The sequence below is a fragment of the Marinobacter sp. AC-23 genome, from assembly GCF_001858325.1.
Taxonomy (GTDB): domain Bacteria; phylum Pseudomonadota; class Gammaproteobacteria; order Pseudomonadales; family Oleiphilaceae; genus Marinobacter.
Window position 1 is genome coordinate 126,001 of sequence record NZ_MBPP01000023.1, and the last position, 15,963, is coordinate 141,963.

General features: G+C 54.7%; 18 protein-coding genes and 1 pseudogene. 11 read left to right on the forward strand and 8 right to left on the reverse strand.

The features are described from left to right. Positions 1-85 precede the first annotated feature (85 nt). Entirely contained in the window at positions 86-274 is a 189-nt protein-coding gene (locus tag BCA33_RS21635; RefSeq protein ID WP_254774297.1) for a hypothetical protein, read from the reverse strand. Here BCA33_RS21635 and BCA33_RS21640 point away from each other — a divergent pair. From BCA33_RS21640 to BCA33_RS21655, 4 genes are read left to right on the forward strand one after another with little or no spacing between them, the layout of a single operon-like run. Beyond that, positions 236-742: a PAS domain-containing protein gene (locus BCA33_RS21640; RefSeq protein ID WP_254774280.1), complete on the forward strand. Its 507-nt coding sequence runs from the start codon at positions 236-238 to the stop codon at positions 740-742. The two genes, BCA33_RS21635 and BCA33_RS21640, sit on opposite strands and share 39 nt — an antisense overlap. After that, entirely contained in the window at positions 712-1,128 is a 417-nt protein-coding gene (locus BCA33_RS21645; RefSeq protein ID WP_254774281.1) for a PAS domain-containing protein, read from the forward strand. The genes BCA33_RS21640 and BCA33_RS21645 overlap by 31 nt, the downstream gene beginning before the upstream one ends. Beyond that, on the forward strand, positions 1,107-1,613 hold the full coding sequence (locus tag BCA33_RS21650; RefSeq protein ID WP_254774282.1) for a HAMP domain-containing sensor histidine kinase: 507 nt from the start codon (positions 1,107-1,109) through the stop codon (positions 1,611-1,613). The genes BCA33_RS21645 and BCA33_RS21650 overlap by 22 nt, the downstream gene beginning before the upstream one ends. A 14-nt stretch (positions 1,614-1,627) precedes the next feature. Next, a complete protein-coding gene (locus BCA33_RS21655; protein ID WP_254774283.1) occupies positions 1,628-2,161 on the forward strand; it encodes a response regulator in 534 nt (177 codons plus the stop codon). 42 nt (positions 2,162-2,203) lie between these two features. Here BCA33_RS21655 and BCA33_RS08815 read toward each other — a convergent pair whose 3' ends face one another. Then, on the reverse strand, positions 2,204-2,881 hold the full coding sequence (locus tag BCA33_RS08815) for a response regulator transcription factor (protein ID WP_071265063.1): 678 nt from the start codon (positions 2,879-2,881) through the stop codon (positions 2,204-2,206). Between the two features lie 299 nt (positions 2,882-3,180). Here BCA33_RS08815 and BCA33_RS08820 point away from each other — a divergent pair, with 299 nt between their 5' ends. From BCA33_RS08820 to BCA33_RS08830, 3 genes are read left to right on the forward strand one after another with little or no spacing between them, the layout of a single operon-like run. Beyond that, positions 3,181-4,155 carry an ABC transporter substrate-binding protein gene (locus tag BCA33_RS08820; protein WP_083394685.1) on the forward strand — a complete coding sequence of 325 codons (975 nt, stop codon included), beginning with the start codon at positions 3,181-3,183 and terminating at the stop codon, positions 4,153-4,155. Further along, a complete protein-coding gene (locus tag BCA33_RS08825; protein ID WP_071265067.1) occupies positions 4,152-4,943 on the forward strand; it encodes an ABC transporter permease in 792 nt (263 codons plus the stop codon). Before BCA33_RS08820 ends, BCA33_RS08825 begins: the two co-directional genes overlap by 4 nt. After that, a complete protein-coding gene (locus BCA33_RS08830; RefSeq protein ID WP_071265069.1) occupies positions 4,936-5,604 on the forward strand; it encodes an ABC transporter ATP-binding protein in 669 nt (222 codons plus the stop codon). Before BCA33_RS08825 ends, BCA33_RS08830 begins: the two co-directional genes overlap by 8 nt. Positions 5,605-5,646: 42 nt before the next feature. On the opposite strand, the gene BCA33_RS08835 is transcribed toward BCA33_RS08830, so the two are convergent. Genes BCA33_RS08835 through BCA33_RS08850 form a run of 4 tightly spaced genes read right to left on the reverse strand, consistent with a single transcriptional unit; the run spans position 5,647 to position 9,361 of the window. Next, positions 5,647-6,450, reverse strand: a complete 804-nt coding sequence (locus tag BCA33_RS08835; RefSeq protein ID WP_071265071.1) for an ABC transporter permease — start codon at positions 6,448-6,450, stop codon at positions 5,647-5,649. Next, positions 6,447-7,172: an ABC transporter ATP-binding protein gene (locus BCA33_RS08840; RefSeq protein WP_071265073.1), complete on the reverse strand. Its 726-nt coding sequence runs from the start codon at positions 7,170-7,172 to the stop codon at positions 6,447-6,449. The genes BCA33_RS08835 and BCA33_RS08840 overlap by 4 nt, the downstream gene beginning before the upstream one ends. Further along, complete coding sequence (locus BCA33_RS08845) at positions 7,169-8,143, reverse strand: YVTN family beta-propeller repeat protein (RefSeq protein ID WP_071265078.1); 975 nt, start codon at positions 8,141-8,143, stop codon at positions 7,169-7,171. Before BCA33_RS08845 ends, BCA33_RS08840 begins: the two co-directional genes overlap by 4 nt. A gap of 42 nt (positions 8,144-8,185) precedes the next feature. Then, positions 8,186-9,361 (reverse strand): ABC transporter substrate-binding protein, encoded by a 1,176-nt coding sequence (locus BCA33_RS08850; protein WP_071265080.1) that lies wholly within the window; start codon positions 9,359-9,361, stop codon positions 8,186-8,188. Positions 9,362-9,523: 162 nt separating this feature from the next. Between BCA33_RS08850 and BCA33_RS08855 the strand changes: the two genes are divergently transcribed. Both BCA33_RS08855 and BCA33_RS08860 read left to right on the forward strand, forming a co-directional pair. Next, the gene (locus BCA33_RS08855) at positions 9,524-10,675 is read left to right on the forward strand and encodes a histidine kinase (RefSeq protein ID WP_254774284.1); all 1,152 of its coding nucleotides are present in this window, start codon (positions 9,524-9,526) and stop codon (positions 10,673-10,675) included. 73 nt (positions 10,676-10,748) lie between these two features. Next, a complete protein-coding gene (locus BCA33_RS08860; RefSeq protein WP_071265082.1) occupies positions 10,749-11,405 on the forward strand; it encodes a response regulator transcription factor in 657 nt (218 codons plus the stop codon). 16 nt (positions 11,406-11,421) lie between these two features. Here the strand turns inward: BCA33_RS08860 and BCA33_RS08865 are convergent, their stop codons facing one another. Both BCA33_RS08865 and BCA33_RS08870 read right to left on the reverse strand, forming a co-directional pair. Beyond that, on the reverse strand, positions 11,422-12,075 hold the full coding sequence (locus BCA33_RS08865) for a pentapeptide repeat-containing protein (RefSeq protein WP_071265084.1): 654 nt from the start codon (positions 12,073-12,075) through the stop codon (positions 11,422-11,424). 71 nt (positions 12,076-12,146) lie between these two features. After that, positions 12,147-14,002: pseudogene (locus BCA33_RS08870) on the reverse strand (methanol/ethanol family PQQ-dependent dehydrogenase). A 357-nt stretch (positions 14,003-14,359) separates the two neighbouring features. Here BCA33_RS08870 and pedF point away from each other — a divergent pair. Next, complete coding sequence (gene pedF / locus BCA33_RS08875) at positions 14,360-14,788, forward strand: cytochrome c-550 PedF (protein ID WP_071265086.1); 429 nt, start codon at positions 14,360-14,362, stop codon at positions 14,786-14,788. A 78-nt stretch (positions 14,789-14,866) separates the two neighbouring features. Beyond that, positions 14,867-15,823, forward strand: a complete 957-nt coding sequence (locus BCA33_RS08880) for a transporter substrate-binding domain-containing protein (RefSeq protein WP_071265088.1) — start codon at positions 14,867-14,869, stop codon at positions 15,821-15,823. Positions 15,824-15,963 lie beyond the last annotated feature (140 nt).

The window sequence follows — 15,963 nt, forward strand, 5'->3', positions numbered from 1 at the left end:
GAGCCGGTCAATCACCGAGCTGCTGCACGAAGACCCCCAGTTGCAGCTGGGGGTGGGTCTCAACTTTACCCATTCACGGCAGAGATTATCCATACAAGGCAATGGAGGAGCTTCGTGGCAGCAATAAGGCATTGAATCGGCTCGTGAGGAGGCGGAAACAACCCGCCAGCGCCTGAGTGATGCCATCGAGAGTATTGCGGATGGATTCGTTCTGTTTGACCACCGCCACCAGCTGGTGCAAAGCAATAGCCGCTTTCGCAGTTATTGGCGCCATGCCGGTGTTGCGATGCCAGTCCCAGGTACCAGTATTGAGAGTGTGCGGGAACTGGCGTTCGCGTCGGGTTTGATTGTGGAAGAACACCGCGAGCCAGATTCAGAAGGTGTCGTGTTTCTGCTTTCCAATGATCGTTGGGTGCAAATGACTGAGCGACCCACCCGTGAGGGTGGGTTGGTAGTGTTGTATTCGGATATAACCGATGTAAAAAACAGCGAAATGGCCCGTCGCATCAAGGCGCTTGAAGAAAGCGAGCGCTGGATTCGTGTGGTCACTGACCATGTTCCGGCGTTAATTGCCTACGTTGGTGCGGATTTGAGCATTCAGTTTTGCAACCAGGTTTACGAAGCCTGGTATGGCCGCAACGGCGAGTCACCCCTGGGTATGCGCTTGATCAGTTGCACTCGGCGGAATTGTATCAACGGCTTTTGCCACAGATGCTGGAAGTGTTGGCTGGCCATAGCGTGAACTTCGAGTTTGAAGAAACCGGTGAACAGGGGCAGGTGCGCTTCATGCTGCGCTCCTATGTGCCCAATTTTGATGAGCGTGGCGATGTGGTCGGGTTTTTCGTGCTCATTCGCGACATTACCGAGCGCCGCAAAACGGCCTTTGCGTTGGAGCAAGCGTATGACGATCTTGAACATAGGATCAAAGAGCGCACATCGGCGCTGACGGACGCCAACAGCCAATTGCGTCAGGAAATTAGCGAGCGCGCGTCTGCAGAGGCGCGCTTGCAAGAGGCAAAATTGGAAGCCGAACAGGCAAACCTGTCGAAAACCAAATTTCTGGCTGCTGTCAGCATGATCTGCTGCAACCTCTCAATGCTGCGAGATTGTTCACCAGCGCCTTGTTAGAGCAATCGTTTGGCCCCAAAGCCGAAAACCAGGTGCGTTCGGTCAGCGCCTCGCTGGATGACGTTGAGAGTCTGTTGGGCACCTTAGTGGACATTTCCAAACTGGACGCCGGTGTGATTAAGCCAGATGTCACCGCGTTTGATTTGCGTGATCTTCTCAATAACATCGCCCGTGAATGCCAGCAAATGGCTGTTGCGGAAGGCCTGATTCTCGATTTTGTGGCGTCTTCGGCGATTGTGGAATCAGACTCTCAGCTATTGGCGCGTATTCTGCGCAACTTTTTAACCAACGCCATTCGCTACACCGGTAGTGGCCGGATTTTGCTGGGATGCCGGCGCCAGAAAGACCATGTGCTGCTCCAGGTCTGGGATACCGGGCCGGGCATTCCTCAGGACAAACTGAGCGAAATCTTTGAGGAGTTCAAGCGCATCCGACCTGAGGCTCGCGTCCCGACAAAGGGCTGGGTCTCGGCCTTGCCATCGTAGATAAAATTGCACGTATGCTGGGTCATGATGTTTCGGTGTCGTCGGTTGAAGGTAAAGGGTCGGTGTTTAGCGTAAGCGTACCAATGGGCCGACTTCAGCCCAAACGTGTTGGCGCTGCCGGCAAGGTGATACATAACGCGATGGCAGATCAGGGCTTGGGCGGCGCAAGGGTCTGGGTGATTGATAACGATCATGCCATATGTGCTGGCATGAAAACTCTGTTGGAAGGCTGGGATTGTCGGGTAACCGTTGCCACGTCGCTGGCGGATTTGGAGCGCCAGCTAGACCCTGTTGGAAGTCCGGTGGATTTGATCCTTGCCGACTACCATCTCGATAACGATGAGACTGGCGCGGATATTGTTGCCAGTATTAATGAGCTGCGTCTTCATCCGGCCCCAGTGGTAATGATTACCGCAAACTACACCAATGAGCTCAAACAACACATTCGAGACCTTGGTTATGTGTTGATGAACAAACCGGTCAAGCCGCTAAAGCTCAGGAGTACGCTTAGTCATTTGATTAGCCTGCAACGGCGGAATCAGCGTTAAGTAGCCGGGCCCCGCCGTATGCTTATAAAACTGGCTAAGGTATTAGCGCTTCAGGTATTCACTAAAATCCACATCACTGGCGGACAGGATGGCTTGCACCCGATTGTGCACACTGAGTTTGCGCAGAATGGCCGAAACGTGGGCCTTGACGGTAGTCTCAGCAATATTGAGGTTGTAGGCGATTTGCTTGTTAGACTCTCCTTTGGACATCCGCTCCAGCACCAGTAATTGGCGCCGAGTCAGGGAATTAAGCAGCTCCGGAGAAATGGGGTTGTCGTCGTTACGTCTGCGCCGGGTGGCGCTTTCTTTGCCAGAGCGGATAATGTCCGAGGGCAGGTACACGTTGCCGTTGAGAATTTGCTGGATAGCTTCGGTCATCTGCGCCCGCGGCGATGATTTGGTAATAAAACCCACTGCGCCGTAAGTGATGGCTTGCAGCACCACCTGCTTTTCCTCTTCAGCCGAGACAATCACGACGGGAATGGTTGGCATTTCGTTGCGCAAGGTGATCAGGCCATTCAGGCCGTGCATTCCTGGCATATTCAGGTCCAGCAGGATCAGATCAAGGTCTTCATTTTCCTGTGCAACCTTAAGCGCACTGTCCAGATCATCGGTTTCGATGATTTCGCTGCCTTCAAAGCCCGATGCGATGACGTTGCTGATGGCTTCCCGAAAAAGCGGGTGGTCGTCGGCAATCAGAATCTTGTACGCAGGCTCCATGGTGGTGTCTACCTGTCTATTTTCAGTATCGGGAACGTTCCCCGAATCGTGAGAGTGGGTTTCGGAACACAGTACAGCATTGGGTTGGTTATGCACGGCAGCCCCCAGTTCAGAAGGTCGTTAGCTCGGCAAAATGGCGCTAAGCTCCAGGATATTATTGTGATACTTCCATTACACGCCACCCCGGCCCTTAGTTGAATGCGACCATCGCACCAAAAAACAGCCACCAAAGTACTATTCTTGCGCGTCATCGGGGTTCGTATTGTGTAGGAATGAATCTACCACAACGAAAGTCGGGTATGTCTGTACTTGCTGCGGTCGCTTTGCTCATTTTTACCCAGTATTTTGGGTTGGTCGCTCTGGCTGGGCCAATCAAATCAGAACCAGAGCTGCGGGAGTTGTCGGTTAGTGTTTTACAGTTTGGTACAGCGCACTGGGAGCTGGACCATATCGTACATGAGCAACTGGATCGCAAGCATGGCTACCGATTGGCTCTGAGAGTGGTTGCCAATCTCTCGGCCTCGCACCTTGCCGTGACCAGTGGCTCAGCGAATGGTGCTGTTGCCGATCTGCTATGGGCGCAGTCACGGTACCAAGCCGGTAGTGCCTATCTCTATGTACCGTTTTCATCCCATATTGGCGACATCGTGGTGCCAGAAAATTCTGGCGTACGCACTTTGGCCGACCTTCAAGGTTTGCGTATCGGGGTTGCTGGAGGGCCAAACAGCAAGGGCTGGGTGTTGCTGCAGAAGGTTGCTTCCCGTCAAGGTATTGATCTGGCAGGTTCAACCGAGGTTCAGTTTGCCGCACCTCCGTTGCTGAGCCAGGGGCTAAAGCGAGGGCAAATGGATGCCATCGTCACCTACTGGCATTTTGCTGCTCGCTTGAAAGGGCAGGGTGGCTGGCGTTCGGCCTTTGGTATGGCTGACTTGCTTGTTGCCATGGGTCTGGACCCCAATCTGCCTGTACTGGGGTATGTGTTTCCGGAAATATGGGCGAGCGAACACAAAGAGCTTATTGACCGGTTTGCCGCTTCGGTCGTTGACGCAAACGCAGAGCTGTCAGCGCGACCGTCTGCCTGGGAGCGGTTACGGCCACTTCTACGGAATCCTGAGGACTCAGTGTTCAAGGCTTTGCGAGATGGTTTCATTGCCGGAACTCCGAAACCGCTGACGGACAATCGTGTTGCGCACTTAAAGGAGCTGCTGACTCTTACAGGTGTAGACCCTGGTTTGTTGATGCCAGATCGCCTGTTTTATCGGAAACAGCCATGACCAGTGGCGAAGGCGCGTTTAAACGGGGGCGGCCGCCGATTTGGGTCTACTGGATTGTATTGCCATCAGTGCTGGTGCTATGGGCTTTGATATCATGGCTCATGCAGTCACCACTGCTGCCTTCTCCGCTAGATGTGCTGGATACCCTAATGCGGGAAGCCAGTTCCGGCGATCTCTGGTATCACCTCTCTGCCACCCTGCGCCGTGTTGTACTGGCGTTTTTTTTGGCCATGTCGCTTGGTGCGCTGATTGGCTTGGCAATGGGGCGGTCGACCGTCATTAATGCTCTTTTCGATCCATTACTGGTTCTGCTGCTGAACTTGCCGGCACTGGTTACCATTATTCTTATGTACGTTTGGTTAGGCCTTGTTGAGTCGGCAGCCATTATGGCCGTGGTCATCAACAAGGTGCCCAACGTTGCGGTGACTATTCGTGAAGGTGCCCGTAGCCTGGATTTCCGGCTTGAGGGCATGGCAACTGTCTATCGCTTTAGCCGTTGGCAAAGGTTCCGGGAAGTCTGGGTGCCGCAATTGTTTCCATATCTGATGGCTGCAACGAGGGGCGGCTTGGCCCTGATCTGGAAAATTGTGCTGGTAGTGGAATTGCTGGGCCGCTCCAGTGGCGTAGGGTTCCAGCTCCAACTGGCTTTTCAGATCTTCGACGTGGCCACCATTCTCGCTTACAGCCTGGCTTTCATCGCCGTGGTCCAATTGATAGAGCTGGCTATCCTGCAACCGTTGGAGCGCCGATCCAGCCGCTGGCGCCAGCCTGAGAACGCCCATGCTTGAGTTACGCATAACAGGCCGTGATTTTACTCAGCCAGTGTTGGGAGGTATCGCCACTGTGGTCGAGGCCGGCGATCGTATCTGTTTACTAGGCCCCTCTGGCATAGGCAAAACAACCTTATTGAACGCCATCGCGGGCCTGGATCCGGTGGTGTCGGATAGCGCCATCATTGGCCGTCGAGCGCTTCGGATAGGCTATTTGTTTCAGGAGCATCGTCTGTTGCCCTGGCGCAGCCTGACAGCCAACATTGAGCTTGTGGGCGTCTCGCCGCGAGAGGCTGAGGAGTATCTTGCCCGAGTAGGCTTGGCCGGTTATGGTCACTACCTGCCTGACCAGCTATCTCTGGGTATGGCCCGTCGTGCCGCACTGGCTCGGTGCCTTGCGATAAAGCCGCAATTGTTGCTGCTGGACGAACCGTTCGCGTCCCTTGATCCCGTTATGGCCAATGAGCTTAAACAGCTGATTGTGGCGATTCTTGACGCTAACCCCGCCATGGCAATGATCTGCGTGACCCACGATGGCGGAGATGCGGCAACTCTGGCCAATCGACTGTGGTATCTCGATGGCAAGCCAGCGCAGCTGCTGTGGGATGGCGCAACTGAAGAGCAGGGTCTGGTCGAGAGCCTGTTAGAAACACTAAGAAGCCCTGAACGAGCCGATTAGAGGCAAAGGTCCGGGTATCAGGCATTGATTGCAGGCTCCAGGTCAGGCCGGTTTGCTGCTCAGTATTTTGGTTCTTTGTGGCCGGAAGCCGGCAGTGGCCAAAATAACCAGAACCAACGTAACTCCCGCAATCACTCCCCAGGCCAACGGGTTCCACTCCAGGTACAGCGAAAACCGAATCGCTTCTATTGCGTGGGTAAAGGGATTGAACTGGCATACCCAGTACAGCCAGGGGCTTGCCTCATTCATTTTCCAGAGTGGGTACAGCGCGGAGGACATAAAGAACATCGGAAAAATGACGAAATTCATCACTCCGGCAAAGTTCTCCAGCTGCTTGATCCACATGGCAATTAACAGACCCATCGCACCAAGCATCAGGCTCGTAAGTATCAAAGCCGGCAGTACGGCCAGGTATCCCCAGAGCGGCGGCTCCACATCGACGAGCAAAGCCAACAAGAGGAAAACATAGACCTGGCCAACAGATACCACACCCATCGCCAGTAATTTGCTTATCAGCAGAAAGGGGCGAGGCAAGGGGCTCATCAAGAGTACCCGCATACTCCCAAGTTCCCGGTCATAGACCATAGAGAGCGCGCCCTGCATGCTATTAAACAAGATGATCATGCCGCACAGCCCGGGTGCAATGTAGGTCTCGTAGGTGATATACGTTTGATAGGGCGGAATAATGGAAATGCCAAGGACGGCGCGAAAACCGGCGGCAAACACGACCAGCCAGAGCAGTGGGCGAACCAACGCGCTGGCAAACCGCGTGCGCTGTTGCCAAAAGCGCAACCATTCACGGAATTGGATGCCGACAAAACAGTGCCAGTACTGAGCCGGTGTCATGACGCGCCTCCCGTCAGTGATTCAAAGGTCTCGGCAAGGCTCTCGGTGCCGTCGGCAGAACAAATTTCAAGGCCTTTATCGTCTGCTAGTAGCTGGCCCTGGTGCAGAATGAGCACCCGGTCTTGCGGGCGCACCTCTTCAATCAAATGGGTGGCCCAGAGTACCGTTAGGCCGTCTTCTTCGCAGAGCGTGCGCACATGGTCATTAAGGGCCCGGCGGCTGGCGACATCCAGCCCGGCGGTAGGCTCGTCGAGCAAAAGCAGTGAGGGGTGGTGTAGCAGGGCGCGTGCAATTTCTACCCGCCGTCGGTGACCGCCGTTGAGCTCCCGAACCGCATCGCCCGCCCGGTCAAGTAATCCGAACCGCTGCAGCTCCTGGTCGCCGCGGATGCGGGCCTCTTTGCGCGATAGCCCGTGAAGAGCACCGTGATACATCAGGTTTTGCCGAACCGACAGATCCAGATCCAGCGCGTTCTGCTGGAACACCACACCTATTTGGCGCATGGCATCAGCTGGTTGCTTTTTCAGAGACTGCCCAGCAAGCAGTATATCGCCCTGTTGCAGTGCCAGCAGCCGGGTAAGCAGCCCGAACAGCGTGGACTTACCTGCACCATTTGGCCCCAGCAACGCGTGGAATCCCCCGGAGGTTAGCGTGAAGCCGACTTCCTTGAGCACAGGCTTATTGCCATAGCGAAAGCTGATGTTCCGGGCTTCTATAGTCATGAATTGGGATCGATGACCACGCCCCAAGGGTAGCGGCCTACCTTGATGGATTTGATGACTTTCATATCTTCTACATCAATAACGGATACATCACCAGACACACCGTTGGTGGTGTAGAGCTGAGTTTCGTCTTTATTCAGGTCCAGTTGCCACACCCGGCTTCCGACCAGCAGGTAATCAAGAACCTCGTACGTGCTAGCGTCGACCACAGCCACGTGATTGGAGGGGCCTAGTGCAACAAACGCGTATTTTCCGTCAGAGGTTAACTCAATGCCCACTGGCTGAACTCTGTCCTGGTTAACGCCGGGTACTTTGAACGACATTTCGTGAATTTGTTCGAGCTTATCAACATCAATAATATGCACGGTGCCGCCAATTTCAGCCGAGGCCCATGCAATTTTACTGTCGTTACTGAACTCCACATGGCGCGGTCGTTGGCCAACCACGATGTTCTTTTCGATTTCAAAACTTTCGGTATTTATCCAGTGCAGCATGCTGGTGGTTTCTGAGGTATTCACCGCCCATTTTCCGTCCGGGCTCACCGCCATGCCTTCTGGCTCGATGCCTACGTCAATCTGGGCCAGAACATCCTTGGTGGTGACATCTACCACCGTGACAATCGCATCGTCTTCATTGGCGATATACAGATGCTTGTTGTTGGGGTGCAGGGCGAATTGCTCGGGGTCTTCGCCGGAGGGCAGGGTGGCGATAATCTTGCGGGTGGCCAGGTCCAGCACTTGAACTGTGTCGTCGTCGCTGGCGCAGATGTACAGCTTTGTGAAGTCCTTGGACAACAAAATACCACGCGGCCGTGCGCCGACATCGATGGTGTCGACGACTTGCTGTGATTCCGTATCAATAATAGACAGGGTGTTGTCTTTTTCATTGGATACGTAAGCCAGGCTTGCCATAGCCGGTGCGGACAGCCCTACCAGGGCAGCCAAAGCGGTGTGTCTGAATAGCGATTTCATGGGAGAACTCCTTATTATTCTGGATGGCGAACGCACAGGCGGTCAGCCGTTGATACGACACGCGCTTTCTGGCTCATCTAGCCCGAGGGTGTCCATTTCCGTTTTCGGATGAATAAAGCCTTCGAATGGTGCACTTGCCACCAGACCTCTAGGGTGGACCAGCGGAATGGGTTGTCGGAGTTGGCCATTCCACAAGCGATAGGTCAGCTTGCGGCCTTTGAACGCGGCCAATTGAAAGCGGTCACTGAAAATAAAGCTGCGAAGATTATTGGCGTCGGCTTCGCCAAGCTGAGTAACCGCAGTTCCCAAGGATCGAATCGCCGCCCATGCCGCGTAATCTGCGCTGGTCATGTCCCGGCCGGCCAAATCGTAAAAGCGGCTCTGTAACTGCGCGGCGCCCCAGCTTTCTACAACGCGATGCCAGGCCACAGGCGACATACCCTGTGTGCCGACCACTGGGCGCGGCAACCAGGTGTTGAACGGCACGTATTCACCAAAGTCACCGCGCACATCGGCCACGACCACCGCATCGTAATCATTAGCTTGAGTGAACAGTGGCAACTCTTTGGATGCGGTGCGTCGAAGATCTGAATCGAAGGTCCAGGGCTTGTCTTCTATGATTTTTACGCCGAAGCGTTTAGCTGAGCGGCGAAATGCGCTGGCCCAAGCCTGGTCTGCTGCAGTTGGCCCCGTAATCAGGAACACTTGGCTCCAGCGCCGCATTTTCAGCCATTGGCCTAGGGCATCGGTCAGCATGGCGTAGCTTGGGAGTGTGTGCAGAAGGTTGGGGTGGCACTCATCGGCGCGCAGTGAGTCGTCTGAGCTTCCGGAATTGAATACCAGCGTAGCGGGGCTGGCCTTGTCCATCATCGCATTTAGGGTGCTGGCCGGCGCGTTGATAACAAACAACTCAACCCCTTGTTGTTGCAGAGCCTCAAAAGCCTTTACCGCCGCCTGCTCTGATTCGGCCACCTTGGATGTGAGTGTATAAGTGTGGCCCATGAATTTACCGGTGGTGCTGTTATCACTGATAGCCAGCTCGGCGCCTCGCAGGCCGGCATCTTCGGGCTCTGGAAGCACGTTGGACAACACCGGGCCTTGATCTGGCGCCCACTGTATATATCCGATCTTTACAGCGATCGTGTCAGCCGCGTGGATTGGTAGCGCGCTCAGCATGCTGAAAACGAGCACGGCAATCACCGATGTGGGTCGGAACATGGGACTCTCCGGATTTTATTGTCCGACCAGCTTAGAGAAGGGAAAAAGTTCCGGGAATATTCAGAAAGTAGCAAACTGCCAGTACTAAAGGACTATTCCGGTCTGAAGCAGCCTGTTTAGCATGGTTGGTAGGGTTTTCAATGTGCTTGAACGGATCAACTAATGACCGCCTTTCGCAAAATTTTTCTGCTGATGCTAGCGCTGTTTATCGCGACCTATCTACTGGGTGCGGTGTTTTATGTGCATCAAGCGCGTCATGACGTCCAACGTGAGTTGGCGGCGGTAACAAGCCTGGCACGGGCCCTGGGGTCGCCGGAAACCTTACCGTCCGGCGTCGCCGAAACCTTGCGGCACATGCGCCCTGCGCAGATAACCGGGTTGGCGCCTATCCAGGAGGTGCCGCGATGGTTTGAATCGACAGTAGCCGGAAGTCAAGGTTATGAGGTGGTTAACGGGTGGCGCATAGACCCGGCTGACGAGGTGGAGGAAATCTGGGAAGGATTTTTGCTGATATCAGCATCATACGCCGTGGGCATGGCGCTGTGTTTTATAGCGTTGTTCTGGATGGTGGGACAGGGAATACGTCCTCTTGCAAACCTGGCCAGCGCCATGGCCGCAGTGGCCGAGGGCAAGTTGGGGTCGCGCTTATCGCGGCAAAGTGTTGTCGAACTGGACGCATTGGCGCTGCGCTTTAACGACATGGTGGCGGCGCTTGAGAGCGAGCAAAAAACCGTGAGCCGCCTTTTGAACGAGCTGTTACAGCTACAGGACAAAGAGCGCGAGCACATCGCTCGGGTATTGCACGATGACTTGGGCCAGTATTTAACCGGCATTCGCGCCCAGGCCAGAAGTTGGGTTTACGACCCTGACTTGAACGAGCGGCAAAGGCAGCAGGCCCGGGATCTTGCGGGGCACTGCGAAACTGTTCAGCAACATTTTCGTCATCTACTTCAGGATTTGCATCCGTTGGTGATGGAGCAGTTGGGGCTGGCGGGCGCTATTCGCCATTTGGCCGAACAGTGGCAGCACTTGAGTGGGCTGGATTGTAAGCTGACGATGGATGATCCGCTGGCGCAATTAAGCGATGCACAGCAAACGCACTTGTATCGTTTTTTGCAGGAAGCGTTGAATAATGTGTCGCGGCACGCTAATGCCACTTGCGCCATGCTGGCGGTGCAACAGAGTGCCAATCAGCTGCATATTGAGTTGCGTGATAATGGAGTGGGTGCCGACGACTTTCCCGAAAAAGCTGGGTTGGGCTTGCGCTCTATGCGCGAAAGGCTCGATGCCTGGGTGGTCGTGCCCAGTTTTTAAGTAAGGTCGGCGAAGGTACCCAAATAAAGCTCACGGTACCGTTGGGGCTGCCCTGTGTCAGTGGAGGCATGCTATGAAATTAATGATTGTTGACGACCACCAGGTGGTTCGACAGGGAATCGCCAACCTTCTTCGCTCGATGATTCCTGGCCTTGTGATTACTGAGTCGGAAAATGGCCAAGAGGCCCTCAGTCACTATGCACAGAACCGGCCGGATGTGTTGTTGCTGGATATGGGGCTGCCGGATATATCCGGGTTAGAGGTGGGGCGGCGCATCCGCCAACGCTGGCATGGAGCGGCTATTCTGTTTTTTACCATGCACGATGAACTGCCTATGGTGCGTCAGGCGCTGGATGTGGGCGGCCTGGGTTTTGTGTCTAAAAGCTGCGCACCCGAGGAGCTTGTAGAGGCGGTCAGGCGGGTAGCTGCCGGCCAGCCGTATATTGAGCACCCCATAGCAACTCGCCTTGCGATGAACAGCGAACGACCTGTGGATCAGCGTTTGAAAGACATGACCCAGCGCGAAATGGAAGTATTACTAATGTACGCCCGTGGTGAAAGTATCGCCGGCATCGCGGACAGGCTCTGTATCAGCAATAAAACCGTGTCGAATCACTTGGCATTGCTAAAAAACAAATTACAGGTTTGTTCACCTGTGGAACTGATTCACCTTGCCGTGGATGCCGGCTTGGTTCGTTATGGCCGAATGGGGGCGGGTCAGAGGCTCTGACCCGGTGTGGATGTTTTTACCAGTCAAAAGGACAGCCGGTGCAACCCTCCATGTAAGTACCCTCGAAGGTGGCGTAGTGAATACGGGTATTGGTCAGGTCAGCCTGGGCTAGATTGGCCAGGCCTAACTTGGCTTCCTGGAGATCGGCCCCGTGCAGGTTGGCGCCTTGCAGATTTGCTTTTGGTAGCCAGGCAATCTCAAAGCTGCTGTAAGACAGATTACTGCCTTGCAGGGTTGCGCCGGCGAATCGTGAAAAGGCAAAGTTGGCTCCGGTGAGATCAGAGCCGCTGAAATCCGCGCCTTGAGCGAACAGGTATTCGCCTTGCATGCCCTGAAGTTCGGCGTTGCGCACTTTGGCACCGCGCATACTTCCGCGATACATTTGCAGCCGATAACCGCTAACTCCATCAAGATTGGCACCGTCAAGGTTGGCACCGCGCAGGCTGGCGTGGTTGAGATTGGCTGCACTGAAGTCCGCGCCTTCGAAGTTGGCACCTTGCAGGTCCATGTTGGAAAGGTCAGCGCCCTGGAGATCCGCCCCTGGGCATTGGGTTTTCTGCTTCAGCACGCAACCATTGATAACCGGCGGTTGATCTTCGTCGGCCATGTAATCACCGGCCATGACCGGCGTTATAAGAAACAGAAGCGACGCGTAAATAAACGGTTTCATAGGGCAGACTCCACAAGAAAGTGGCTAAGATAGGGCCAGGTGCGCATCACCAGGCCCAAGTCAGGGGAGGATTAGTTAGAAGCCTGCGCCCAGGAGGGCAGCTTGAATACCCAGAACGAGCCACCCTGTGAAATAGGCTTGGTCAGCTCAGCCATATCGCCACCCCACAAAGGCACGGCACCGCCGTAACCCGAGGCCACGCCAACATACTGTTCGCCGTCCATTTCCCAAGTGACCGGGGATGAAATGACGCCGGAGCCAGTCTGGAATTTCCAAAGAACTTCGCCGGTTTCTGAGTTGAACGCTTTCAGGTAGCCGTCGCCGGTGCCGGTAAACACCAGCCCGCCTTTGGTGGTAAGCACGCCACCCCATAGCGGCATGTTTTCTTTATGCTCCCATTCAATCTCGCCAGTAATCGGGTCCATGGCCCGCAAAATACCAACGTGATCATCGTACATGCGCTTGATACGGAAACCCTGCCCTAAGTAGGCAGCCCCCTTTTTATAGGTGATCTCTTCGGTCCAGTAATCCTCTTTCCAATGGTTGGCTGGAATGTAGAAAAGGCCTGTATCCGGGCTATAGGCCATGGGGTTCCAGTTTTTGCCACCGAGGAATGGTGGCGATACTTCAACGGGTTCGCCACGGGTTTTACCTTCTGGCACGGGTGGCGGCCGCTGCCCTTCTGCCTCAACTGGGCGGCCATCGTCGCCAATGCTCGTTGCCCAGGTGATATTGTCGACAAACGGGAAGGCTTTCTTGAAATCGCCGTTGGCCCGATCAACAACATAGAAATAACCATTGCGGTCTGCATGGCCGGTGGCTTTTACCGTTTGGCCGTCTTCGGTGTATTCAAACAACACCAGTTCGTTGTTACCGGAAAAATCCCAGGCGTCGTTAGGTGTGTGCTGATAGAACCATTTCACCTCGCCGGTGGTGGGGTCTACACCTACCTGGCCGGAGGTGTAAAGGTTGTCATAATCCGCCGGGTTGCCACCGGGAGAAGTGCGCTTCCAGGTGTTCCACGGGGCCGGGTTGCCGGCGCCTATAATGATGGTGTTGGTTTCGGCATCAAAACTGGCGCTTTGCAGGGTGCGCCGCCGCCATGGCTCCAGGCTTCGACCTTACCGGTTTCGGTTGTGGGGTCATCTGGCCAACTGGGTGCGCGAGGGTCGCCGGTGGGTGTACTCTTTTCACCATTCAGGCGGCCGTAGTGGCCTTCCACAAAGGGTCGCATCCAGACCTCTTCGCCGGTATCCGGATCACGCGCATAGAGTTTGCCTACAACACCGAACTCATCGCCGGAGGAGCCGTGAATCAGCAGGACCTTGCCGCTCTTCTGATCTTTCACCAGGGTGGGAGCACCGGTCATGGTGTAGCCCGCCTCATGGTCGCCAAACTTTTCGCGCCACACCACCTTGCCGGTATCTTTATTCAGCGCCACGATGCCTGCGTCCAGCGTGCCGAAAAATACTTTGTCGCCGAAAATTGCAGCACCGCGGTTAACCACATCACAGCACGGACGAATGCCCTCCGGCAGGCGATGATTATACTCCCAGAGGCGCTTGCCAGATTTCGCATCCAGGGCGAAGATTCGTGAGTAGGACGCTGTCACGTAAATAACCCCATCGTGAACCAAGGCTTGAGACTCTTGTCCGCGTTGTTTTTCATCACCGAAGGAGAACGACCAGGCCGGAACCAGGCGCTCCACGTTGTCACGGTTCAGTGTGGTCATGGGGCTGTAGCGTTGAGCTTTTGGGCCAATGCCGTAACCCAGCACGTCGTGCGTGGTTTCTGCATCGTTGGCAATGTTTTCCCAGGTTACTCCGGCGGCATGGCTTTCAACGGCAACCAGTCCGGCTGTCGAACCAAGAAGTAGGGCCAGGCCGATTCCGCGGATCAGTGGGTGTTTTTGACTGTGAATTTTCATACTCATTCCTCACATTTTTGTTGTGGCGTCTTCGCTGTTGTTGGCGACGCATTGAGTATTAGCTGTGAGCCACGCACGCGGCGACGGCAAAATTCACTCAATAACCGGGAAGATTTCATTAAAAACCGGGATAAATGCCCGGTTGCTCGCTTTGTCGCTGATAACGCGCGAATTTCCAGTGAGCTTCTGAGGTACTCGTGCTTTGGCTTTCGCCTGATTGCCTACGACTAAGGAACTAAGCCGAAGCCCCCAAAGTGGCATTCGGATTGGCCGCTCAGCTTTTTAGACTGGTTACCAGCAACTGGCATCTCATAAATCCAATCGCCAGAGCACGAGAAATCAACAAAGGTAAGTGCAATGGAAATTTCCTTCTCACTCAAAGCGCTGACAACGGCGGCCCTGCTAGGAGCATCGGGCTTGGTGATGGCGCACGGCAATGTCACTCCTCAGCCGGTGGATACAGGTAACCTTCCCGTTTTGGGAGATGAAATCCTGGCAGAAAACCCGTTCCGCAAGGGCGGCTCACACGGTGATGTAAATTCTCTGGCGGTGCAGATTGGTGAAAGTGCTTATGCCGGCAACTGCGCCGGCTGTCACGGGATAAGGGCGATGTCTGGAGGGTTAACACCAGATTTGCGCGAGCTCACGGAATGGGACGACGAGTACTACATGGGCCGCGTTCTCAAGGGCACCGATCGTGGTATGCCAGCGTGGAAAAAAACCCTGGATCAGAATGCAATCTGGGCGATCAGAACCTATGTCGAATCGCTGCCAAAGCCTGAGTGAGTGGCGTCGGTTTCGAAATTCAAAGGTCTGGTTTCAGGTCGGCTATGCGCCGGCCTGCCGCCGTTTGAGGAAAAAATAATGAAAGCGCTCTTTCGAGTCATAGCATTGATGTTGCTGTTGCAAACGGGTGTTGCCCAGGAAGTGGACGATGGCAACGCGCTGCTGAACCGGCCCGCAGAACGCACTTACGACATTATTCTTGAGTCCGGTTATTTGAAGGTGGGCGTTTACCAGAACTTCCCACCTTACTCTTACACTGTGAACGGCGAACCGCAGGGCATTGATGTGGAACTTGGCAAGCGCATTGCGAAGGCCATGGGTGTGGATTTCAAAGTGCACTGGATTGTGCCGGATGAAAACCTGGGGGACGACCTGCGCAACAACGTCTGGAAAGGTCATTACCTGGCTAAGCAGCGCCTTGCGGATGTGATGATGCGGGTGCCTTACGATAAACAATATGCCTATATGCAGGATTCCACTGGCGAATACATGAACGAACAGGTGGTGCTGTTTGGGCCCTACCAGCAGGAAACCTGGCAGATTGCTTACAACCCGCAGAAGATGGACTCGGTAGATACTGTTGCAATGTTCCAGTACCACCCGATTGGCGTGGAAATTGACACATTGCCGGATTTCTATCTTTCATCCGGGCTAAATGGCCGCTTACGCGAACAGGTGCGCCATTACGCAAACGTGGAGGAGGCGTTCGGGGCTATGCGCGATGGCGAAGTGAGCGCCGTTATGGGCATGCGCGCAGAAATTGATTATCAATTAGCAAACGCTAAAAACAGTGAGTTCAAACACGCAGGCAATGGTTTCCCGGGTATTAACAAGCAGGTTTGGGATGTGGGCATGGCGATCAAGCACACACACCGACAGCTGGGTTATGCCCTCGAGGATATAGTTGGCAAGTTTGTGCAGTCTGGCGAGCTAAACGAGCTATTTTCTCAGTTTAGCCTGCGTTACAGCGTCCCTCAGTATTACCGGGAGTTCCTGAGCGACGAAGCGATTGCACAAGCTGAGGGTCGGCCCTGAGGTCGGTTGCGACAAACGCAACACACTGGATTTGGACTAAGCCCATGCATTTAGCGTGGGCTTTTCTATTTGGGTCGTACGACCAAGTGATGAGAAAACCACTGCTGGGGAGTCATTGTTGATTGGGCAGGCAAAGCGAA